Source organism: Ensifer sp. (assembly GCF_035999135.1).
In the GTDB taxonomy this organism is placed as follows: domain Bacteria; phylum Pseudomonadota; class Alphaproteobacteria; order Rhizobiales; family Rhizobiaceae; genus Ensifer.
Genome location: NZ_DASYGZ010000044.1, coordinates 1 through 20,445, shown reverse-complemented (window position 1 = coordinate 20,445; position 20,445 = coordinate 1). Strand labels below are relative to the sequence as shown.

At 63.6% G+C, this 20,445-nt stretch carries 19 protein-coding genes and 1 pseudogene; 13 read left to right on the top strand and 7 right to left on the bottom strand.

The genetic code is table 11. The annotated features are described in order from the left end of the window. Positions 1-63: 63 nt before the first annotated feature. On the bottom strand, positions 64-507 hold the full coding sequence (locus tag VGO12_RS04235) for a hypothetical protein (RefSeq protein ID WP_327511470.1): 444 nt from the start codon (positions 505-507) through the stop codon (positions 64-66). A 245-nt stretch (positions 508-752) separates the two neighbouring features. Here VGO12_RS04235 and VGO12_RS04230 point away from each other — a divergent pair, with 245 nt between their 5' ends. The 7 genes from VGO12_RS04230 (at position 753) to VGO12_RS04200 (ending at position 9,313) form a co-directional block, all read left to right on the top strand. Beyond that, entirely contained in the window at positions 753-1,310 is a 558-nt protein-coding gene (locus VGO12_RS04230) for a biliverdin-producing heme oxygenase (RefSeq protein WP_327511469.1), read from the top strand. After that, positions 1,297-3,882, top strand: a complete 2,586-nt coding sequence (locus VGO12_RS04225; protein ID WP_327511468.1) for an HWE histidine kinase domain-containing protein — start codon at positions 1,297-1,299, stop codon at positions 3,880-3,882. The genes VGO12_RS04230 and VGO12_RS04225 overlap by 14 nt, the downstream gene beginning before the upstream one ends. Before the next feature lie 22 nt (positions 3,883-3,904). After that, positions 3,905-6,025, top strand: coding sequence for a response regulator (locus VGO12_RS04220; protein WP_327511467.1), 2,121 nt, complete (start codon positions 3,905-3,907; stop codon positions 6,023-6,025). A gap of 112 nt (positions 6,026-6,137) precedes the next feature. After that, positions 6,138-6,524 (top strand): hypothetical protein, encoded by a 387-nt coding sequence (locus VGO12_RS04215; RefSeq protein WP_327511466.1) that lies wholly within the window; start codon positions 6,138-6,140, stop codon positions 6,522-6,524. A 72-nt stretch (positions 6,525-6,596) separates the two neighbouring features. Beyond that, positions 6,597-7,103: a DUF3833 family protein gene (locus tag VGO12_RS04210; RefSeq protein WP_414650671.1), complete on the top strand. Its 507-nt coding sequence runs from the start codon at positions 6,597-6,599 to the stop codon at positions 7,101-7,103. Positions 7,104-7,106: 3 nt separating this feature from the next. Further along, complete coding sequence (locus tag VGO12_RS04205; RefSeq protein WP_327511465.1) at positions 7,107-8,516, top strand: MFS transporter; 1,410 nt, start codon at positions 7,107-7,109, stop codon at positions 8,514-8,516. A 17-nt stretch (positions 8,517-8,533) separates the two neighbouring features. Beyond that, positions 8,534-9,313 (top strand): SDR family NAD(P)-dependent oxidoreductase, encoded by a 780-nt coding sequence (locus VGO12_RS04200; protein ID WP_327511464.1) that lies wholly within the window; start codon positions 8,534-8,536, stop codon positions 9,311-9,313. A gap of 6 nt (positions 9,314-9,319) precedes the next feature. Here VGO12_RS04200 and VGO12_RS04195 read toward each other — a convergent pair whose 3' ends face one another. Then, positions 9,320-10,141, bottom strand: coding sequence for a DUF1365 domain-containing protein (locus tag VGO12_RS04195; protein WP_327511463.1), 822 nt, complete (start codon positions 10,139-10,141; stop codon positions 9,320-9,322). Next, the gene (locus VGO12_RS04190; RefSeq protein ID WP_327511462.1) at positions 10,138-11,496 is read right to left on the bottom strand and encodes an NAD(P)/FAD-dependent oxidoreductase; all 1,359 of its coding nucleotides are present in this window, start codon (positions 11,494-11,496) and stop codon (positions 10,138-10,140) included. The genes VGO12_RS04195 and VGO12_RS04190 overlap by 4 nt, the downstream gene beginning before the upstream one ends. A 234-nt stretch (positions 11,497-11,730) precedes the next feature. Here VGO12_RS04190 and VGO12_RS04185 point away from each other — a divergent pair, with 234 nt between their 5' ends. From VGO12_RS04185 to VGO12_RS04165, 5 genes are all read left to right on the top strand, one after another. Continuing rightward, positions 11,731-12,300 (top strand): sigma-70 family RNA polymerase sigma factor, encoded by a 570-nt coding sequence (locus VGO12_RS04185; RefSeq protein ID WP_327511461.1) that lies wholly within the window; start codon positions 11,731-11,733, stop codon positions 12,298-12,300. Beyond that, complete coding sequence (locus tag VGO12_RS04180; protein WP_327511460.1) at positions 12,297-12,965, top strand: ChrR family anti-sigma-E factor; 669 nt, start codon at positions 12,297-12,299, stop codon at positions 12,963-12,965. Before VGO12_RS04185 ends, VGO12_RS04180 begins: the two co-directional genes overlap by 4 nt. A gap of 25 nt (positions 12,966-12,990) precedes the next feature. Further along, on the top strand, positions 12,991-13,404 hold the full coding sequence (locus VGO12_RS04175) for a DUF2177 family protein (protein WP_327511459.1): 414 nt from the start codon (positions 12,991-12,993) through the stop codon (positions 13,402-13,404). A 164-nt stretch (positions 13,405-13,568) separates the two neighbouring features. Continuing rightward, a complete protein-coding gene (locus VGO12_RS04170) occupies positions 13,569-14,492 on the top strand; it encodes an MYG1 family protein (protein ID WP_327511458.1) in 924 nt (307 codons plus the stop codon). 44 nt (positions 14,493-14,536) lie between these two features. After that, a complete protein-coding gene (locus VGO12_RS04165) occupies positions 14,537-15,784 on the top strand; it encodes a sensor domain-containing diguanylate cyclase (RefSeq protein ID WP_327511457.1) in 1,248 nt (415 codons plus the stop codon). A 28-nt stretch (positions 15,785-15,812) separates the two neighbouring features. On the opposite strand, the gene VGO12_RS04160 is transcribed toward VGO12_RS04165, so the two are convergent. Genes VGO12_RS04160 through VGO12_RS04150 form a run of 3 tightly spaced genes read right to left on the bottom strand, consistent with a single transcriptional unit; the run spans position 15,813 to position 19,082 of the window. Next, positions 15,813-16,982, bottom strand: coding sequence for an L-rhamnonate dehydratase (locus tag VGO12_RS04160; RefSeq protein ID WP_327511456.1), 1,170 nt, complete (start codon positions 16,980-16,982; stop codon positions 15,813-15,815). Between the two features lie 40 nt (positions 16,983-17,022). Further along, complete coding sequence (gene araD1 / locus VGO12_RS04155) at positions 17,023-18,012, bottom strand: AraD1 family protein (protein ID WP_327511455.1); 990 nt, start codon at positions 18,010-18,012, stop codon at positions 17,023-17,025. A gap of 50 nt (positions 18,013-18,062) precedes the next feature. Next, on the bottom strand, positions 18,063-19,082 hold the full coding sequence (locus VGO12_RS04150; protein ID WP_327511454.1) for a 4-hydroxythreonine-4-phosphate dehydrogenase PdxA: 1,020 nt from the start codon (positions 19,080-19,082) through the stop codon (positions 18,063-18,065). Positions 19,083-19,230: 148 nt separating this feature from the next. Here VGO12_RS04150 and VGO12_RS04145 point away from each other — a divergent pair, with 148 nt between their 5' ends. Further along, positions 19,231-19,908, top strand: coding sequence for a GntR family transcriptional regulator (locus VGO12_RS04145; RefSeq protein WP_327511453.1), 678 nt, complete (start codon positions 19,231-19,233; stop codon positions 19,906-19,908). A gap of 267 nt (positions 19,909-20,175) precedes the next feature. Here VGO12_RS04145 and VGO12_RS04140 read toward each other — a convergent pair. Next, a pseudogene (locus tag VGO12_RS04140) lies at positions 20,176-20,445 on the bottom strand (tripartite tricarboxylate transporter substrate binding protein); the annotation flags it as partial.

Below are 20,445 nucleotides of genomic sequence, written 5' to 3'. Positions count from 1 at the left end.
AAGATGCTCAGGAATCAGAGAGCTGGAGCGTCCTCTTGGCGTGTTTTACGAACGCACAAGGCCTTAGACGGCGATGAACTTTCCGTCGTAGCGGACACGGAAATTCCGGCGCTGGGCGTCTTCCTGGAAGCAGACGAACACCAGTTCGACGTCGTTGCTGCTGCTGCGGCGTCCGAGCAGGCTGAGCGTGATGACAATGACGCCGCCATAGCTGCGCGTCAGATGGATGGCGGCTCTGCGGATTTCGTTGGTGTCTGCGTCGTCGCGGTCCTCGCGCCGTTCATACACCTGCCAGTGCGGGGCCGCCTCCCAGGCCGAGCGCAGCGCTTCGGTGATCTGGTCCTTGAACTCCTCGACGGACCTGCCCTTGCTCCAGGAAATGGTCTGTTCCGTGTGTTCGCCGAAGATATCGAGATACCCGTCGAAATCGTCTGAATTGGAAAAGCACTGCTCAATCATCCCGAATGCCACATCGTCGGGAACCGCTGCCTTGAAGAAAATCGTCATCGAATCGTCAACCCCTTGCCCGCCTATTTTGTCAAACCGTTGCCGTCGTATCTAGTCCCCAAGTGTCGGAACACGGGATTGCGCGGATGGATTCCTCCCCTGAAAAACGGGGGGCTTCCCTTGCCGCTGCCGAGACAACGCCCTAGTTTTCCTTGCGATTTTGGTTTTCGGCCACGCTCGCTTCTGCTCGTTCCCGCCGCTTTCGGCCGTTGCGAGGTGGCGAGTAATGGCGGTGCGGAGGGTGCATGCGTGGCAATGAACAACGGTTTGAACTGAGGAGCAGGACGCGGGAGGGCCATCAACAGGTTGATGCCGCGGTCGGTTCGTTCAGCACGCTCGAGGACTATCGGCGCTATGTCGAGCGGCTCTTGCCGTTTCGCCTAGCGATGGATCAGGCGCTGAAAGAGGCCGTCTGGCCGGAGGGTTGGAACTGGCGGCCCTGCGGAGTCACCGACACGCTGGCCATGGATGCGACCGATCTCGGCCTTTCTCCACGGCGTCATCCACAGGCGGACCTCGACCTTTCCGACCCAAGTGGGCTGCTCGGCGCCCTCTACGTGCTTGAAGGCTCGACGCTCGGCGCGCGGGTTCTCAGTCAAAGGGCGAGTGCACTCGGTCTGGATGAAACCTATGGCGCCCGGCACCTCGTCTTGATGTCCAACGACACATCGCGCTGGCCGGCATTTCTCACGCTTCTGGAACAGGCGCGCGACTTCGACATCGAACGGGCTGCGTTTGTCGCCAATGCCGTCTTCGCCCTCGCTCTCCAATGCTTCGAAGGTGATACCGTTGTCGCCCACTGATCCCGTCACGCTCGACACCTGCGATCGCGAGCCGATACACATTCCCGGCAGCATCCAGTCGCACGGTTGTCTTCTGGCCTGCGATATCGGGTTTACGACGATCGAGCGCATGTCGGCGAATGCCGCCGCAATGCTCGACCGGCCGGGCGGGCTTCTCGGCCATCCGCTCGCCGACGTGCTCGGACCGAAGTTGCTGCATGACCTGCGCAATGCGCTTGCAGCCGCCAACGCCGCTTCGCGGCCGGCGCTGCTGCTCGACATAGCCCTCGGCGACCGCATGTTCGACATCGCCGTTCACCTCCACAAGTCCGCCGTCATCATCGAGTTCGAGCCGGCCCCGTCGATCGGGCAACCCCTGCACATCGCCCGCGAGATGATCGGCCGCATCAGGGACATCACCGACGTCGATCGCCTGGTGCAGCGCGCCGGCCGCATCGTCGCCGGCGCCACGGGCTATGACCGGGTGATGATCTACCGCTTCGAGCAGGATGGCTCGGGCAAGGTGGTGAGCGAAACGAAACGCGCCGACCTGGAGAGCTTCCTCGGCCAGTATTTCCCCGCCAGCGACATTCCGCAGCAGGCGCGCGCGCTGTATCTGAAGAACACCATCCGCGTCATTTCCGACGCAAGCGGCGCGCGGGTTCCGGTCGAGCCCGTGCTTGACGGGTCCGGCGAGCCGCTGGACCTCAACTTCGCCCACCTGCGCAGCGTTTCGCCGGTCCATTGCGAATACTTGCGCAACATGGGCGTTGCCGCGTCCATGTCGATATCGGTCATCCTCGACGGCCAGCTCTGGGGTCTGATCGCCTGCCACCATTACTCGCCGCGGGCGCTGCCCATGGCCCAGCGCGTCGCCATGGAGGTTTTCGGCGAGTTCTTCTCGCTGCACCTGAAATCTCTGAAGGAACGCCGGCGGGTTGCGGCCGTTGCCGGCACTCGCGAGGCGCTCGATCGCTTTCTTATCCTGTCGTCCCATCACGAGGATGTGGGCGAACTGTTGCGCCAGAGCCTGCGTGAATTCTCGCAATTGCTGCCGAACGACGGTATCGGGCTGATCTTCGATGGCCAATGGACAGGGCTCGGCACCACACCCGGCGACGGCGAGGTGGCCGGTCTTCTGGATTTCCTGCGCCTGACCAGCGAAGGTCGTGTCTGGGCAACGCACACGCTTTCGCAGAAGCTCCCGGAAGCCGCAGCCTACCGAGAGAAGGCCTCGGGCGTGCTTGCAATCCCCCTGTCGCAGACCGGATCGGATTGCCTGCTGTTCTTCCGCAAGGAACTGGTGCAGACCCTGAACTGGGCCGGCAATCCGGAAAAGACCTACGAAAGCGGTCCCCTCGGCGACCGTCTCACCCCGCGCAAGAGTTTCGCCATCTGGAAGGAGACGGTTCAGGGACAGGCGCAATCTTGGTCGGAGGCCGAGCGGGAAATCGCCGAAATCGTCCGGGTCGCAATCGTCGAGGTGGTGCTCCGGCACAACGAACTGATGGCCGGCGAGCGTCGCAAATCCGAGGTTCGCCAACGCATGCTGAACCAGGAACTGAGCCACCGCGTCAAGAATATCCTTGCCGTGATCAAGTCCCTGGTGACGAGCCCGCAGCATCACAAGAACTCGCTCGAAGACTATGTCGCGACCCTTCAGGGCCGCATCGAGGCGCTCGCGATCGCGCACGACCAGGTGGTGCGCGGCGACGGCGGAGGCATCCTGTCCGACCTTCTCGAAGCCGAGCTTCAGCCCTACAGGGCGAAGGCCTCCACCGTGACGCTCGATGGCCCTGCCGTCTGGCTCGACAGTCGTGCCTTCTCGGTGATGGCGCTGGTCTTCCACGAACTGGCGACCAACGCCGCCAAGTATGGCGCGCTTTCCGTTGCAACCGGTGAGGTCGAGGTGACCTGGACGATGACCGGCGCGGATTGCAGCATTTCCTGGCGTGAGCGCGGCGGTCCGCTTGTCTCTATCCCGTCGCGCAGCGGCTTCGGCAGTGCGCTGATCGAGCGCAGTGTTCCTTACGACCTGAACGGGCGGAGCGCGATCCGCTTCAATCCGTCGGGGCTCGAGGCCGATTTCGGCATCCCTTCTGTGCATGTGAAGCTCACGGCATCCGGTGAAAAAACGACGACACGCGTGACAGACGGCGCCTTGCTCGCGCAGAGCGGCCTGCACGGGGCCGACCCGAGGGTCCTGATCGTCGAGGACCAGATCCTGATCGCGCTCGATCTCGAAGCGATGCTGGCGGACGAAGGCCTGTCGGACGTCTCGACGGCAAGCTCGGTGCAACAGGCCATGGCGCATATCGAAGCGGCGCCCCCGGCACTTGCCATTCTCGATATCAATCTTGGCCAGACCAATTCCTTCGGGATAGCCACGGAACTCGTGCGCAGGGGAACGCCTTTCGTCTTCGCCACCGGCTACGGCGAGGGCGCGGATCTGCCGCCGGAACTCGCCGGTGTGCCGATCGTGCGCAAGCCCTATAGCCGCAATGCCATCATCGGAGCGCTTTCCGCGCTCTGGGATGATCGACATCCAGACCAGCGCCCGAACCAGCGCCCAAACCAGCGCACTGCGCCATGAAGCGGGAAATGTGAGTAAAGGGATGACCACCGTTAAATCCTTGTCCCGTGAGCAACTCGAGGAAGAAGTCCTGCGGCTCCAGGCGTTGGATCGGCAGGACGCGCTACTGAGCGCGGAAGCACGCTACCGTGCCCTGTTCGAAGCGATCGACGACGGCTTCTGCATCATCGGCTTCATCGATGGGCCCGAGGGACCGCTGAACGACTACGTGCATCTCGAGGCCAATTCCGGCTATGGACGACACACCGGGATCTCGGACATTGTCGGCAAGCGGCTTCGAGAGATCGAACCATCCAACGCCGATGTCTGGCTCGACATCTATGGCGGCGTGCTGCGCACCGGTGAGCCCGTTCGCTTCGAACAGGAGTTCCAGTCGGTCGGGCGGCACATCGAGGTGTCGGCGACGCGCATCGAGCCTCAGAGCCTGCGTCAGGTCGCGGTGCTCTTTCGCGACGTGACGGCGAGAAAGGTGGCGGAGGCGGCGTTGCGCGAAAGCGAGAGTTTTGCGCGCGACAATGTTCAGCGGGTGCAGCTTGCGATGGCGGCAGGTGCGATCATCGGCACCTGGATCTGGGATATCCCGTGCGATCGCTTCACGGTGGACGATGGATTCACGCTTGCCTTCGGTCTCGATCCGCAGCGCGCACGAGCCGGTCTGACCCTTGCCGAAATCGTCGAAGCGGTTCATCCCGACGACCAGCAGCGCGTCACCGCTTCCATCCAGGAGGTCCTGGAAAAAGGTGGCGCCTACGCGCACCAGTACCGGACGCTCCGAAAGGAGGGATCCTATCGCTGGCTCGAAGCCAACGGCCGGGTGGAGCTCGGCGCCGACGGTAGCGCGGCGAAATTCCTCGGTGTTCTCGTCGATATCGAGGAGCGGCGCGCTGTCGAAGCGGAGCGCGATGGCGCGCTTGCCGCGCTGCGCACGCTCAACGACACGCTGGAGCAGCGCGTGGTCGAACGCACCGAAGCCCTGGTGCAGGCCGAGGACGCTCTGCGCCAGGCACAGAAGATGGAGGCCGTCGGCCAGCTGACCGGCGGCCTTGCCCACGACTTCAACAACATCCTGGCCGGCATCAGCGGCAGTCTCGACCTGATGAAGACACGGCTTGCGCAAGGGCGCATCAGTGAGATCGACCGCTACATGACCGGCGCGCAAGGGGCGGTGAAGCGGGCAGCATCCCTGACGCAGCGCCTCCTTGCCTTTTCCCGCAGGCAGACGCTCGATCCCAAACCGTCGGACATCAACCGCATCATCGCCGGCATGCAGGACCTCGTCACCCGCAGCGTCGGGCCGGGCGTCGCCGTTGAGACGGTCGGAGCCGGCGGGCTCTGGACGGCCTTCGTCGATGTCGGCCAGCTGGAGAATGCCCTGCTCAATCTTTGCATCAATGCCCGGGACGCGATGCCGGATGGCGGCCGGCTGACGATCGAAACCGGCAATCGCTGGCTTGATGAGCGCGGGGCGGCGCAACGCGGGCTGTCGCCCGGGCAATATGTCTCCCTGTGTGTCAGCGACACCGGCACCGGCATGCCGCCGGATGTGGTCGCCCGCGCCTTCGATCCGTTCTTCACCACAAAGCCGATCGGCCAGGGCACGGGCCTCGGCCTCTCCATGGTCTACGGTTTTGCCGGCCAGTCGGGCGGTGCCGTGCGCATCTATTCCGAAGTTGGCAAGGGCACGATGATCTGCATCTACCTGCCGCGCCATGTTGCGGAAGAGCATGGCCCGGAGATGCCGCTCGAGACGGCGCCGGCGCCCGGATCCTCGGGCGGGCACACGATCCTGGTGGTCGACGACGAACCGCTCGTCAGAATGGTGGCGGTCGAAATCCTCGAGGAGCTGGGATACGCAGTGCTGGAGGCCGGTGACGGTGCGTCGGCCCTAAGGGTTCTCGACGCCCGGCCCGATATCGACCTGCTGGTCACCGATGTGGGGTTGCCAAACGGCATGAACGGACGGCAGCTTGCCGATGCCGTGCGCGTAAAGAGACCCGAGCTCAACGTGCTGTTCGTGACCGGCTATGCCGAAAATGCCGTCCTCAACCACGGCCATCTCGATCGTGGCATGGAGGTGGTGACGAAGCCCTTTACCGCTGAGGTGCTCGCCCGGCGGGTCAAGGGCCTGATCGGCGCGGGCTGACGGCGCCCTGCATCGACAAGGTTCGCCTGCCTGGCAAAATCTCGGGCAAGGAGATCCGATCGCGCCTTCGCGCCGTATACCCCTGGGGATTGGAGCGACAAGGTGGTCACCGATGCTCAGGATTGTTCTGTTCATTGCAGCAATTTTTGCCGCAACCGACCTGCAGGCCGCTCAGCGGTACGCGACAGAAGACATCCGCCAGGAGGTCGTCGGCCGGCGGATTTACCTGGCTGCCCCGTTCGGCGGCGAATTTCCGCTCAACTACAGGCAGGACGGTAGCGTCGATGGCGACGGCGAAGCGCTCGGGCTTGGCCGTTTCGTCCAGCCGAAGGACGTTGGAAGCTGGTGGATCGAGGCCGATAGGCTCTGCCAGAAATTTCGCACCTGGTACGATGGCCGCCCGATGTGCTTCGAACTTTACCGGGTCGACGATGAGCGGCTGAAATGGATCCGCAACGACGGCGAGACGGGCATTGCCCGCATCGGCCCGAAGCTCTGACGTGACGGAGGGAGCACTCCGATGCCCGGCGCAACGACATCGAAACAATCGCAACAAAGACGGGCGATCTGCGTGCGCCTGATAGCGGCGCTGCTCGTCAACCTGTCGTTCGTCCTCATGTCTGGCGGCCATGCGGCCGTCGCAAAGGACTTCACGCTTGAAGGTTTCTTTGCCGGACGAACGCATGCGACGGGCAGCTTTCGCGCCATCACCGGCCTCAGGCGGACGTTCACGGTCATGCTTGTTGGAACCTGGAACGGGCGCGTCTTGAGCCTTCGCGAGGACTTCGTCTTCGACGACGGCAGCCGTGACCGCAAGACGTGGCGTTTCGTCAAGATAGCGCCCGGCCGCTACCGCGGCACGCGCGAGGATGTGGCCGGCGAAACGCAGTTGCGCATCGACGGCAACGTCGCGCGCTTTTCCTATCTCGTCTTCCTCGACGCGGCCAAGCGCACGAACCAGGTCCGCTTCCACGATACCATGACGCTCAGACCCGACGGGACAGTGCTGAACACCGCCTTCGTCACCAAGTTTGGATTGCCGGTGGCGTGGACGCATGTCGCGTTCAGGAGACGCTGAGGCATGGGCAAGGCGTCGAGCGCGAAAAATGCCGATCCGACGGGAAGACACCGCCTCAATCGCGGCGTCCTCCTTGCCTATGCGCTGCCGGCCCTGCCTCTGGCCGCCCTTGCCCTGCCGTTTTACATCATCGTGCCCACCTTTTACTCGGAAGCCCTGGGCGTGCCTCTTGCGACTGTTGGCGTCGTGCTTCTCACGATCCGCCTCTTCGATGCCGCGATCGACCCTGTGTTCGGCTGGCTGGCGGATGCCTGGCGGGGTGCCGGCGGACGGCGGCGCGGCTTCTTCCTGATTTCCCTGCCGCTGACGACGGTTTCGGCGGTGATGCTGTTCTGGCCACCGGACGATGCTGGTGCGGCCTACCTCATGCTCTGGGGTGCGATGATCTCGATCGGCTTTACCTGGACGTCGCTGCCCTATACGGCCTGGGGCGCCGAGCTTTCGGGAGACTATGTGGAGCGAACACGCATCTCCGCTTACCGCGAGAGCGCGACGCTCCTTGGCATCCTCGTCGCCGTGAGCCTGCCGTTCGCCGTCGGCTTGTCGGCCGGCGCAAGGCCGCACGGGCTTCAGGTGATGGCGATCCTGGTTGCGACCCTTCTGCCGCTTGCGGGCATCGCGGCGGTCGTCGCCGTCCCTGAACCGGCCGATCGCTCGAGCAAAAACCTGCATCTTCTTGCAAGCCTGCGTTTCATGGCCGCCAATCGACCATTCCTGCGCTTGATTGCCGCCTTTCTGCTTAACGGCTTTGCCAATGCCATTCCCGCGACGCTGTTTCTCTATTTCGTCTCCGATCGGCTGGGCGCGCCTGACTGGCGCGGGCCGTTGCTGCTTGCCTACTTCGTCTCCGCCGTCCTCGGCGTTCCGATCGCGCTGTTGGCTGCCGGCCGCCTGGGCAAGCACCGGGCATGGTGCTTCGCCATGCTTGCGACCTGTCCGGTGTTCGCCCTTTCGGGTTTCTTGAGCGACGGCGACTTGCTCGCCTTCGCGGCGATCTGCATCGCCACCGGCCTGCTCTTGAGCTTCGACCTTGCCATACCGCCGTCGATCCAGGCCGACGTCATCGAACACGATGTCGCCCGCTCGGGGGCGCAGCGCTCCGGCATCTATTTCGCCGCTTGGAGTCTGGCGACCAAGCTTTCGCTTGCCGCTGCGGCCGGCGCAGTCTTTCCGCTGCTCGCCCTCTTCGGCTTCGTCCCGCGTACGTCCGGCGGCAATCCTGCGGGCATTGAAGCGCTTGCGATGCTCTACGCCTGGCTGCCCATCGCGCCGAAACTCGCCGCGGTGTGGTTGATGTGGGGTTTTCCGATCGACGATGTCGCCCAGCAGGAGTTGCAGCGCGCGATCGGCCGCAGGCAGGCGGGAGCGATTGAGCCGCGCGTGGCCTTGGCGGCTGGCCGCGGAGAAACGTAGGGATAGGGGAACGTCGGATGGGCAACGGTGACAATCGGACGGAGGATGCGCAGCAGCCGAAGGTTGCCTGGCTGACCGGCGCAAGCTCCGGCATCGGCCGTGCCCTTGCCCTCCGGCTGGCGCAACAGGGCTGGACCGTTGCCGCAAGTGCGCGCAACCGGACGGCACTTGAGGAACTCGTATCGGCGCAGCCAAGTACAATCCACGCCTACGAACTCGATGTTACCGATCGGCCCATGACCGCGAATGTTGTCGCCGCCATCGAAACGAAACTGGCGCCGATCTCGCTCGCCGCCTTCTGCGCGGGCACATACCGGCACGAGACGCTGCAGACATTCGATGCGGCGATCATCGGCGAGATGTTCGCACTGAATGTCATGGGGACGGTCAACTGCCTCGAAGCCATCATGCCCCGGATGGTCGCGCGGCGGGCGGGCCGGATCGCCGTCACCGCATCGGTCTCGGGTTACACCGGCCTGCCTGGGGCTGCCGGTTACGGTGCGACCAAGGCGGCGCTGATCAACATGTGCGAGGCGCTCTATCCCGAACTCGAGCGCTCCGGCGTCCGGATGGTGCTGATCAATCCCGGTTTCGTCGACACGCCGCTGACCCGCAAGAACGACTTTCCCATGCCGTTCCTGATCTCGTCGGAGGAGGCAGCTGACCATATTCTGCGGGGGCTCGCCGACGAACGCTTCGAGATCGCGTTTCCCTGGAAAATGAAGCTGGCGATGGGCCTGCTGCGCGCACTGCCGGCCAGACTGCGCTTTTCCGTCACCAGACGCATGCTGCGATAGGCAAGGTCAGGTGGACAAACGCTGGAGCTCGCGTTCAGGCTCCGGCGATGGCAGGCGCGAGACGATTGTGATCGCCACGGGTTTCTCCGCCTTGCGATGGCGATGAACGGGAATGCCCTTGGTCCAGATTTTCAGAGCTTCCCAATGGATGCCACCGATCACCTTGAACGTCATCAGCGGATAACCGAGGAACAACGACAGCAGCCGTCGATCCGACAGCTCGACCCGCCTTCCCGAGAAGATGGCCCTTAACAACGGGCCCTCCCTGTCGCTCTCGTTGATGATGACACGGACGTTCTCGGCCGGTGGATCGACGCGGAAGTCGTAGCGGCAGTTCATCGGCACGAAGGGAGAAACATAGAGCTCTTTGGCGCAGGCCTGTCGGATCCGGCCGTCCTGACCAGGCGCGACCGGGATCACATAGGTATGCCGTTCGTTAAACGTGTTGCAGACCTCGTAGAGGATCGCCCGCACCTCTCCGCTGGAGGTGACGCAGAAATAGACCGTCAACGGATTGAAGACGTAACCCAGAATGCGAGGGTAGCAGAGAAGGCGGATGCGAAGACCGGCTGGATCGACCCCGGCCTCGGCGAGTTGCGCATCGACCCAGTTGCGAAGCCCGCCGACCTTTCCATCGCCGTGATCGCCATCGTGAAACGAGAACAGCGCCCGACGATTGTGGCCGAACAGCCTCAAGCCGCCGTCGAGCTCTTCCAGCTCGGCAAGGTCGATGAGCAGGGAAAACACGTTGTAGCGCAGCCGGTGCCGGCGCGGACGATGTCGCGCGTGCATCACCTCGCCGACGTAGATCGCCGAACTGTCGGTCATCGGGCCACCACGAGAGCGGCATTCGAGGGCAGGCGCGCCGATTGCCCTTCGATCGTCCATGGTCGGTGCTGACCGCCGATGGCCTCGGCGATCGCCAGTCCGGACTGCAGCCCGTCTTCATGGAAGCCGCTGCCGAAATGCGCGCCGCAGAACCAGACGCCGCCGCGCCCCTGCAACTGCCAGAGCGGCTTTTGTGCCGAAAGCGCCGCCTGGTCGAACAGCGGGTGCTCGTAGTCGAATTCCGCGATGATGCGGCCTTCGGCAATCGTGCGGTGCGGGTTGAGCGTCACGAACAGCGGTGTGGCCGTATCGATCGCCTGCAGCCGGTTCATCCAGTAGGTCACGCACAGCGGCCGTTCGCCGTCGCCATCGGTCTCGCCGATATAGTTCCAGCTCGCCCAGACGCTGCGCCGCCGCGGCATCAGCCGCTCGTCGCTGTGCAAGACGGCCCTGTTGGGCGTATACCGGATCGCTCCGAGCAGCCGCCTTTCCTCCTCATCCGCGTCGGTAAGCATCCGCAGCGCGCAATCCGCATGGGTCGCGATCACGACATCGGTGAACGTGTCATGGTTGCCGCGCCAGTCGGTCACCGAGACGATCCCCAGTTCGCGACGCACATCCATGACGGCGCTCAAGACACGAAGTTCTCCGGCGAAGTCACCGAGGAGCCGCCTGACATATTCCCGGCTGCCGCCGGTGACTGTGCGCCATCGCGGTCGGTCGGAAAGCGCAAGAAGGCCGTGGCTTTCGAAAAAGCGGATGAAGGCGTGCAGCGGGTATTCGCGGATGCGCCGGGCGGTGGTCGACCAGATCGCAGCACCCATCGGCAACAGGTGGTCGGTGACGAAGGCGGTGCAATAGCCGTTGTCGTCGAGATAGTCGCCGAGGGTCGCGGATGAAAGGTCCGAGCGCGCGAGCGCAGACGGCGCCTCCCGGTAGAACCGCAGCGTATCGGAAAGCATGCGCCAGAAGCGCGGGCGCAACGCGTTCCGGGGCTGGCCGAACAATCCCCTGAGGCCCGATCCGCAATATTCGAATGATCCGCTGTCGAGGGATGCGGCGAAGGACATATCCGACATCTGCGTCGGCACCTTGAGGTGATCGAACAGTTCGACGAGGTTCGGGTAGTTGCGATCATTGTAGACGATGAAACCGGTATCGACGCCAAGCGGGCCGGATGGCGTCGACACCGTGACCGTATTGGCGTGGCCTCCGGGCCGGTCGGCCGCCTCGTAAAGCACCACGTCATGGTTCTTGCTGATCAGCCAGGCCGCCGACAGGCCGGATATGCCTGCTCCGATGACCGCCACTCTGCGACGCCCTGGAACACCGGCCAAGTCCCGCTCGACGCGCATGCTTACCCCTTCCCGTTCAAAAGGTTCATTCTTTGTACGAGGCGAACCGGCAACCGGATTGATACGGACGCAAATTTTTGAACAATGGTGATCTGGCGCGCAGGCGTCGTCGTAAACGGCTGCATGACAATCGCAGTTCCCATACCGGCGAGCCCGTGCTCCAATGTTCCGAACCGCCAGTTCCGGCGTCGCGCCACGTCGGGGCTTCTTCTGGGCAACAGGAAGCATGCATGGATGAACGAGACCGCCAGCGAACTGTCGAAGGATGAGGCTAGAATCCTGCTTGAACGTGTCGGACGCGACCGGGACATGGATGCCTTCGAGGTCCTCTTTCGCCACTATGGTCCACGGGTGAAGGCCTACATGGCCCGCCTGGAGCGCGACGGCAGCGTCGCGGAGGAATTGATGCAGGAGGCGATGCTCGCCGTCTGGAACAAGGCGCACCAGTTCGACCCTAAGCGCGGAAATGTATCGACCTGGATCTTCACCATCGCCCGAAACCTGCGCGTCGACGCCTACCGCAAGATGCGCAGGCCGGATTTCGACCCGGACGATCCGGGTTTCGTGCCCGATGCCGCCGAGCCGGCCGATGCAGCCCTTGCCCATGCGCAGGAGGCCGAACGGCTGCGCGCCGCCTTGGCGAAGCTGCCGAGCGAGCAGCTGGAACTGCTTCGCCTTTCCTTCTTCGACGACTGTTCGCACAGTTCGATCGCCGACAGGCTCCGCCTGCCGCTCGGGACGGTCAAGTCCCGGATACGGCTCGCTTTCGCCAGACTTCGGGCCGTGCTGGAGGATGACCGATGAGCGTGCGTCACCACGTCAGCGACGAGCTGTTGCTCGCCTATGCTGCCGGCTCCCTTGAGGAGGGCTGGCGGCTGGCGGTTGCGACGCATCTGGCGCTTTGTCCCGAGAGCCGCAGCCGACTGGCGCTGATCGAGAATGCCGCCGGCCAGCTGTTCGAGGATATCGTCGTCGAACAACCGATGACCACGTCCTTCGATCAACTGCGCCAACGGCTTGAGGGTCACCGAACGCCGGAGAGCGGAGCGGTGCGGCATCCGACGGGGCGAAGGGCAGGCGGCGTTCCCATGCTGCCGGAACCGTTGCGCTCCTATGTCGGCGGCGATGTCGAAACGTTGAAATGGAAAGCGTTGGGGCGTGGCGCCTTCCATATCCTCATCAAGACCGGCGATGCCACGACGACGGCGCGGCTGCTGCGCATTCCGGCCGGAAGACCGGTGCCGGAGCACGGCCATGGCGGGCGCGAATTGACGGTCGTTCTTGCCGGCAGCTACCACGACGGCGACCGGCTGTTTGCGCGCGGCGACCTCGAGGAGGCGGATGCCAGCATCGAGCACCAACCTGTGGCGACACCTCTGGAAGACTGCATCTGCCTGGCGGTGACCGATGCTCCGCTCAAGTTCAAGAGCTGGCTCGTGCGTCTGGTGCAGCCCGTGCTCGGCATATGAAACCGAACCCGCGGGGAAGAGCGGCATGATTTATGTGGTTTCGTACGCGGCGACGGCTCTGGTCTTCATGGGGCTCGACTTCCTGTGGCTCGTCTACGCCACGCCGACCATCTATCGCAGCCGTCTCGGCGAGCTTCTGCTGGCGCAACCGAACCTTGGTGCGGCCGCGGCCTTCTATCTGCTCTACGTCGGCGGCATCGTCTACTTCGCCGTCGTGCCGGCGCACGCGTCGGGTGCCTGGACAACAGCGGTCGTTTCCGGCGCGCTGCTCGGTCTTGTCGCCTACGGCACCTATGACATGACGAACCTTGCGACGCTGAAGGGCTGGTCGCTGCAGGTCAGTCTGATCGATATGCTGTGGGGTGTCGTCGTCACCGCCTCGTCCGCCGGTCTCGGCTATTGGCTGACGGCGCTCTGGTTTTCGCCCGGAAAACCGTAGTCACGGACCTGCGGGGAGGCGCGGGTCGACTGTCCTGATTGCATCGCCGTCGTGAAATCATCCTCGTGCACCCTTGCGAAAGCGCGATGGTGGGTTGAGGCGCCCGGACGCAATGGCTATGTGGTGCCCATATCCATGTCTCTGCAAACCATAAGGCCCATCGGATGATCCCAGACTTCCTCGTTACCCATTCCGGTGGCTTCCACGCCGACGAACTGCTGTCGACCGTCATTCTGACACGGCTTTTCCCCGAGGCCCGCCTCGTGCGCACCCGGGCGGCCGACTGGATCAAGCCCGGCCCTGACCGGATCATCTACGATGTCGGAGGGCACTATGATGCCGAAGCCGGGATCTTCGATCACCATCAGCGGGGCGCGCCGCTGCGCGAAGATGGACAGCCCTACAGCTCGTTCGGCCTGATCTGGAAGCATTTCGGCCGCGCCTATCTGGCCGCCTCGGGCGTTCCCGAGGGGCATGTCGAGCCGGTGCACTCGGCCGTCGACGAACGCTTCGTGCTGCCGATCGACCTCGTCGACAATGGCGCGCTCGATCCGTCCGTTGCCGGGCCGCTGGCAGGCCTGACGCTGCCTTCGTTGCTAGAAACCTTGAAGCCTGTTTTCGATCAATCTGGCCCCGAGGCCGATGATCGCGGCTTTCAGGCGGCGCTCACCATCGCCCGCGCGCTCGTCGAGGCAAGCGTCGCCCAGCGCGCAGCGAAACTGCGTGCTGAAGCGCTCGTCCTTGAGCAGATCGCCCTTGCCGGCGCGGGCCGCATTCTCGAGTTGCCGCGAGGCATGCCGTTTCGTCCGGCCGTGGTGAAGGCCGGCGCCGATCACTTGCTCTTCGTCGTCCATCCACGCGACAACGACTGGTGCCTGACGGGCATTCGCCGCGCAGACGAGGGGTTCGAGCTCAGAGCCGACCTACCTGCCGCCTGGGCCGGATTGACCAACGGCGACCTGGAGGCTGCCTGCGGTGTCGCCGGTGCGAGCTTCTGCCACAATGGTCGCTTCATTGCTGCGGCAAAGACACGCGAGGCCGCCCTCGCCATGGCCGATTTGGCGGTGGCGGAAGCGGTTGCCGGTTGACGTTGAGCGCCTGACCACGGGCGCGAAGTGAGAGAGGAAACGGCATGACTGAGCCATTCGGACGAGCGCCGACCGATGTGGAAACCAGGGAACTCGATCGTCTGGCAGCCCTTGGCGAACTCGATGTGCTCGACACCCCAAGGGACGGCGGGCTTGAACGCGTCGTTCGCCTCATCAAGCAGGTGTTCGCCATCGATATCGGCATTGTTTCCCTGATCGACGCCCATCGCCAGTGGTACAAGGCCTGCTCCGGCCTCGCTGTCAGCGAGATGCCTCGTCCGGATACGTTCTGCCGCTACGTCATCGCCTCGCAAGAACCGCTTGTCGTCACTGATGCGACGAAGGATGCGCGGTTTTCAACGCATCCGGCCGTGACCGGACAGGAGCATATCCGCTTTTATGCCGGCGTTCCGCTGATGACCAGGGATGGGCACACGGTCGGTACCGTCTGCGCCATCGATCGCCGTCCGAGAGCCTTTGGCGACAACGACCTTGCGATCCTCTCGGAGCTTGCCGGTGTAGCAATGGACCGGATCGACTTGCTGCGCTCGGCCGCGACGGACGGGCTGACCGGCGCGCTGACGCGCCGCGCCTTCCATGACGAGGCGGACAAGCTGGTGTCTTTGGCCGAACGGCACCAGCACGAGGTGTCTTGCATCGTGCTCGACGTGGATCATTTCAAGCGGGTCAACGATACCCATGGGCATGCGGCCGGTGACGAGGTCCTGAAGGCCGTGGCTGCCATCTGCCAGTCGAATCTCAGGGCGAGCGATCTGTTCGGGCGGCTCGGCGGCGAAGAGTTTGCGGTCATGTTGCCGCATGTGGATGCGCGCGGTGCCCTGTCGGTTGCCGAAAAGCTGAGGAGCGCGATCGCCGCCGAGACCATAACAGGCGACTTTGGCGCGCTCACGGTTACCGCGAGCTTCGGCACCTCCGCCGCTTCTCCGCGAAGCCGCTTGACGCACACCTTGCTCGCGCAGGCGGACGCCGCGATGTATCTCGCTAAGGCGGCTGGACGAAACCGCTGCGTCGAGTGGAGCGCGCTTGCGCCCAGCGACCAGATGTCGCCGCGCCTGAGGGTGTTGAAGGCGGGCACGATCCTGTTCAACGATCGCAACTCGAAGATCGATTGCACGATCAAGACGCTCGGGGCGGATGGCGCGGGGATCGTGGTTTCGAATGCCGCCGGCATTCCGCCGGAGTTCGTTCTTGTTGTTGCCGGCGACAGCTTCGAAAGCAAATGCCGCGTTCTCGCCCGCGATCGCCAGAACCTGGAGCTTGCCTTCGCGTAGCAGGCGGCATCGCGCTGAGGTATGCAGATCACACGATGACGTCGAAGCTCCCGAGGTATTTGTCGCTGAGCGTCAGGCCGAGACCGGGCTTGTGGTCGTTAAGATCGATGCAGCCGTCGATGGCATCCGGTTCGCCATCGAAGATGTACCAGAAGAGTTCGTTGCCGATTTCGACCGGATGGATCGGGAAGTACTCGGCGATCGGGCAATTGGTGTTGGCCATCGTCAGGTGGAAATTGTGCATCTGTCCGGCATGCGGCACGACCGGCACCTGATAGGCCTCGGCGAGCGCGTTGATCTTCTGGGCGGCGGTGATGCCGCCGACACGGTTGCTGTCGTACTGGATGACGCTGACGGCCTTCATGTCCAGGAGCTGCCGGAAACCGAAGAGCGTGAACTCGTGCTCGCCCCCTGAAATCGGGATCGGCCCGGCATTGAGTTCGGCATAGCCGTGCATGTCGTCGGCAATCACCGGCTCCTCCAGCCAGCGCGGTTCGAAGCGTTCGAGCTTGGGCAGCATGCGCCTGGTGTATTCGAGCGTCCAGCCCATGAAACATTCGAGCATCAGATCGCGGTCGTAGCCGATGACCTCGCGCACGGCCTCGACGCGCTTCAGGTTTTCCTTGACGCCGAACGCGCCGTCCTTCGGCCCGTAGCCGAAGCGCATCTTCATCATCGAATAGCCGTGGTCGACATAATGCTGGGCTTCGGCCTGCATGTTTTCGATGCTGTCAGCGTAGAGCTTGGAGGCATAAACCGGGATCTTCTCCTTCATCCGCCCGCCCAGAAGCTTGAAGACCGGCTGCCCGGCCGCCTTGCCGAGAATATCCCAGATGGCGATGTCGATCGCCGAGATCGCGGTGATGCCGACGCCCTTGCGACCCCAGGCGAGCGTCTTTCGATACATTTTTTCGAAGATGTAGCCGTAGTCCCACGGGCTTTCGCCGATCGCCAGCGGCGCCAGATACTGGTCGATCGTCGCCTTCACCAGCCGCGGCGCGAGGGCCGCATTGCCGTAACCGACAAGGCCGGTATCGGTTTCGACCTCGACGACGAGCCATTCCAGAAAGCGGAACGAGGCCATCGCGTCACCCTTTTCATAGAGGATGTCGCTGGCATTGGTGCAGAAATTGGCCTGCGGCGGGACGACGTCGCCGGTCCAGCGATAGATCTTTGCGCGGACGGATTTGATTTTCATGATGCGTCTCTTGTGGCGGAGATTGAACTGGTTGCGCGGATCACAGAGACCGGACGGTCACCTGGCGCTTTTCGGCGACACGCAACGGATTGCGCAGCGGCTGCCCGAACGTCGGGCAATCGATCTCCATCTCGTCGCCTTCCCTGAGGCGGACGCCATCGGCAAAGCTGATCGTCGCCGTGCCGAAGACATGAACGTGGACATCACCAGGATTGCAGAACAGCGGATACTTGAAGTGGTGATGTTCCAGGTTCGAGATCGCATGGGTCATGTTGGCCTCCCCCGACAGGAACGGCCGTTGCCACAGAACCGCTCCGTCGCGAAGGATACGGCTCACTCCCCGGATATCCGCGGGCAAGTCGCCAAGGCGAAGTTCGGGCCCCAGCGCGCACTGGCGCAGTTTCGAATGGGCAAGCAGCAGGTAGTTGCTGCGCTCCATCACGTGGTCGGACATTTCGTTGGCCAGTGCGAAGCCCAGACGGAAGGGCGTGCCATCGGGACCGATCAGGTAGACGCCGGCGATTTCCGGTTCTTCGCCCATGTCGAGCGCCCAGTCAGGGCTTTCCATCGGCGCGCCCGACGGTTTCATGATCGAGCCGTTGCCTTTCCAGAACCATTCCGGCTGGACGCCGATTTCACCCGTGGGCGGCTTGCCGCCCTCCACGCCCATCTTGAAGATCTTCATCGAGTCCGAGAGTTCGGCGCCGGCGTCGCTCAGCCTGGCGTGCATCTGGTCGCGCGCGTTGGCGCTCCCGAGATGGGTGAGCCCGGTCCCGGTCACGAACACATGGGCGGCGTCCGGATGATCGACCGGCGTCAGCAGCCGTCCGGCGTCGAGCACCGCCGCATAGGGTTCGACCAGCGTGGTCTTGCGCGCTTCAGCCGCTGCTTCAAGCGACACGCCCTCAGCGATCGCGTGCAAAGCGAGTTCCAGAACGCTCTGCGCACCCGCAATCCAGCGCACGTGTTCCTGTTCGACCGCGCCCACATGGCGCGCGCCGTCCCGCGACAGAAACTGTATCAGCCTCATGGCATGTCATCCCGATGTTGAAGTGAAAATAGCCGGCAGGCGATGTCTGCCTAGGCGAGGTCGAGCCCGGCGATCGCGTTGCGGCGCTCGGCCATGTTGACGAGCATGGTCACGGCGTTGGTCGTCGGCGTCACATTGGCAAGGTTTCTGCCGGCGATATCGAAGGCGGTGCCATGGGCAGGCGTCGTGATTGGGACCGGCAGCCCGGCGAGAACCGAGACGCCTTTCTCGAAACCCATGAGCTTGATCGCGATCTGCCCCTGATCGTGATACATCGTGACGACGGCGTCGTAGTGCCCGTCACGCACCTTGAGCCAGAGCGTATCGGCCGGCATCGGGCCGGTAGCGAGGATCTGTTTTTCCCGTGCGCTCTCCACCGCCGGTCCGATGACGCGGATTTCCTCGTCGCCAAGCAGACCGCCGTCGCCGGCGTGGGGATTGTAGGCGGCAACCACGATGCGCGGCCGGTCATAGCCGGCCATCTTCAACGTCTTGTCGGTCAGTTCGATCGATTCCAGCACGCGCTCGTGGGTCAGCAGGTCAGGGACATCTTTCATCGGAACATGCGACGTCACGCGGCCGTTCCACATCCCGTTGGCGACGTTGAATTCGCTCGGACGGTTTTGAAGGTTGAAGAAGCTGCGGGCAAAGCTGAGCTCATCGATATGCGCGCTGCCGCCGAGATACATGGCCTCCTTGTTGAAGGGAAGGAAGCAGATGCCGTCGACCGCACCTTCGGCGGCAAGTTCGTAGGCGCGCGTCAGCCAGGCCACGCAGGCGGCGCCGCAGGCGGCGGACGCCTTGCCGAATTCGGCCTCATCGACGCCGTCGCGACACATGTTCAGGTGATGGATGCGTGCTGACGTGAAGTCGAGCGCGGCGATATCATCGATGTAGCGGATCGCCGGAAGGTCTTTTCCGGAGACGGTTGAGCCGGCCTGCATCAGGCGCGGGTCGCCGATGACCAGGATGTTGGCCGCCCCTGTGACATGGTCTTGGCTGAGCAGCTTGACCATCAATTCCGGTCCGATGCCCGCGGCATCTCCCTGAACCACTGCGATTGTTTTCATTGGGCGGCACTCGTCTCTGTTCTGTATGTTGGTCTATGGTATACCAAAATAAGATGAGGTCAACGGACGCCCGGAGCTTTTTGGCTACAAACGGTGATTGGCATCGCATATGGTTGCGCGAACGAGAACGACTGGGCCGGTGGCGAACTTGAACCTTGAATCACCCAACAAAATCAAACGCGATCTCCTGGCCGACCAGGCGACCGGAGAGCTCAGGCGCATGATCGTACAGGGCGCCTTGCCGCCGGGTGGCCAGGTGACGGAGCGCGAGCTGTCGTCACTGCTCGGTGCTTCGCGCACGCCGATCCGCGAGGCGGTGCGCGCCTTGGCGCTTGAGGGATTGATCACGCTGTCCAGCACCGGGCGCTACTTCGTCGCAAACCCGAGCGAGCACGAGTTGCACGACATGCTCAGGGTCATCGGCGTGCTGGAGGGCCTGGCGGGGCGGCTCGCCTGCGCGGTCGCCGACGCAAACAGTCTCGAGGCGATCGCCAGGTTGCAGGAGGACATGCGACGGATCGCCGAGGGGCAAAGTCATCTCGACTATTTCGAGACGAACATAGCGTTTCATCGGGCGATCGTCGCTGCAAGCGGCAACAGGGTGCTGTTCGAAACCCACAAGGCGCTCAACGACAGGCTCTACAGGGCGCGCTACGTCTGCTCGACGAAGGCAACGAACAGGCAGCGCGCGCTCGAGGAACATGATGCGGTGGTCACGGCTCTCGTCGCGCGTGACGGCGACGGGGTGGAGCGCGCGCTGCGCGGCCATATGGGGCAGGCCGAGAAAAACATTTCGGAGACGCTGTTTCCGCCGTCCGGAAACTGATCTGGCTGGCCCTGTGCACCTGGTGCCAGCGGCGCGCCGATCGGCCGCCTGACGGGGTGGCGATTGGCGCCATGCACGATGACCGACGCGGTCCTTCATGTGGTTCGGGGATTGCGGCGGCTCCGTCAAGCCGCCGCTTTGCTGCCACCGTGCGGGTGTGCCGCACTGTACTCTTGCCTACGGGCCAGGCCGAACGGCCCGAAAGCGAGCGGCGACAGCAAAAGAAGTGTGGCGGGATCTGAAAGGTCCCGCTTTCTTGATCCGCAATCAGTTGGCGAGCCAGCCTTCACGCTTCAGCACTTCGCCGACGGCTTCGCCATCCATCTCGATGGCGGCCTTGAAGTCGTCACCGGCGAGATAGGACGGCGACTGCGAGGTGTCGGTCAGGTACTTCGTCCATTCCGGCGTTTCGGAGACCTTGCGCATCAGGTCGGCATAGAACTTGACCACGTCCTGGTCAACGCCGGCCGGAAGCCACACGGTGCGCGGCATCGAGTAGTTGTCGATGGCGATGCCCTGTTCCTTGCAGGTCGGGAT

Coding starts and splice junctions, on each gene's coding strand:
- VGO12_RS04180 (WP_327511460.1), top strand. CDS start 12,297: ATGAGCGTGCGTCACCACGTCAGCGACGAGCTGTTGCTCGCCTATGCT.
- araD1 (WP_327511455.1), bottom strand. CDS start 18,012: ATGAGGCTGATACAGTTTCTGTCGCGGGACGGCGCGCGCCATGTGGGC.
- VGO12_RS04235 (WP_327511470.1), bottom strand. CDS start 507: ATGACGATTTTCTTCAAGGCAGCGGTTCCCGACGATGTGGCATTCGGG.
- VGO12_RS04175 (WP_327511459.1), top strand. CDS start 12,991: ATGATTTATGTGGTTTCGTACGCGGCGACGGCTCTGGTCTTCATGGGG.
- VGO12_RS04165 (WP_327511457.1), top strand. CDS start 14,537: ATGACTGAGCCATTCGGACGAGCGCCGACCGATGTGGAAACCAGGGAA.
- VGO12_RS04190 (WP_327511462.1), bottom strand. CDS start 11,496: ATGCGCGTCGAGCGGGACTTGGCCGGTGTTCCAGGGCGTCGCAGAGTG.
- VGO12_RS04215 (WP_327511466.1), top strand. CDS start 6,138: ATGCTCAGGATTGTTCTGTTCATTGCAGCAATTTTTGCCGCAACCGAC.
- VGO12_RS04150 (WP_327511454.1), bottom strand. CDS start 19,082: ATGAAAACAATCGCAGTGGTTCAGGGAGATGCCGCGGGCATCGGACCG.
- VGO12_RS04220 (WP_327511467.1), top strand. CDS start 3,905: ATGACCACCGTTAAATCCTTGTCCCGTGAGCAACTCGAGGAAGAAGTC.
- VGO12_RS04170 (WP_327511458.1), top strand. CDS start 13,569: ATGATCCCAGACTTCCTCGTTACCCATTCCGGTGGCTTCCACGCCGAC.
- VGO12_RS04160 (WP_327511456.1), bottom strand. CDS start 16,982: ATGAAAATCAAATCCGTCCGCGCAAAGATCTATCGCTGGACCGGCGAC.
- VGO12_RS04195 (WP_327511463.1), bottom strand. CDS start 10,141: ATGACCGACAGTTCGGCGATCTACGTCGGCGAGGTGATGCACGCGCGA.
- VGO12_RS04185 (WP_327511461.1), top strand. CDS start 11,731: ATGAACGAGACCGCCAGCGAACTGTCGAAGGATGAGGCTAGAATCCTG.
- VGO12_RS04230 (WP_327511469.1), top strand. CDS start 753: ATGCGTGGCAATGAACAACGGTTTGAACTGAGGAGCAGGACGCGGGAG.
- VGO12_RS04205 (WP_327511465.1), top strand. CDS start 7,107: ATGGGCAAGGCGTCGAGCGCGAAAAATGCCGATCCGACGGGAAGACAC.
- VGO12_RS04200 (WP_327511464.1), top strand. CDS start 8,534: ATGGGCAACGGTGACAATCGGACGGAGGATGCGCAGCAGCCGAAGGTT.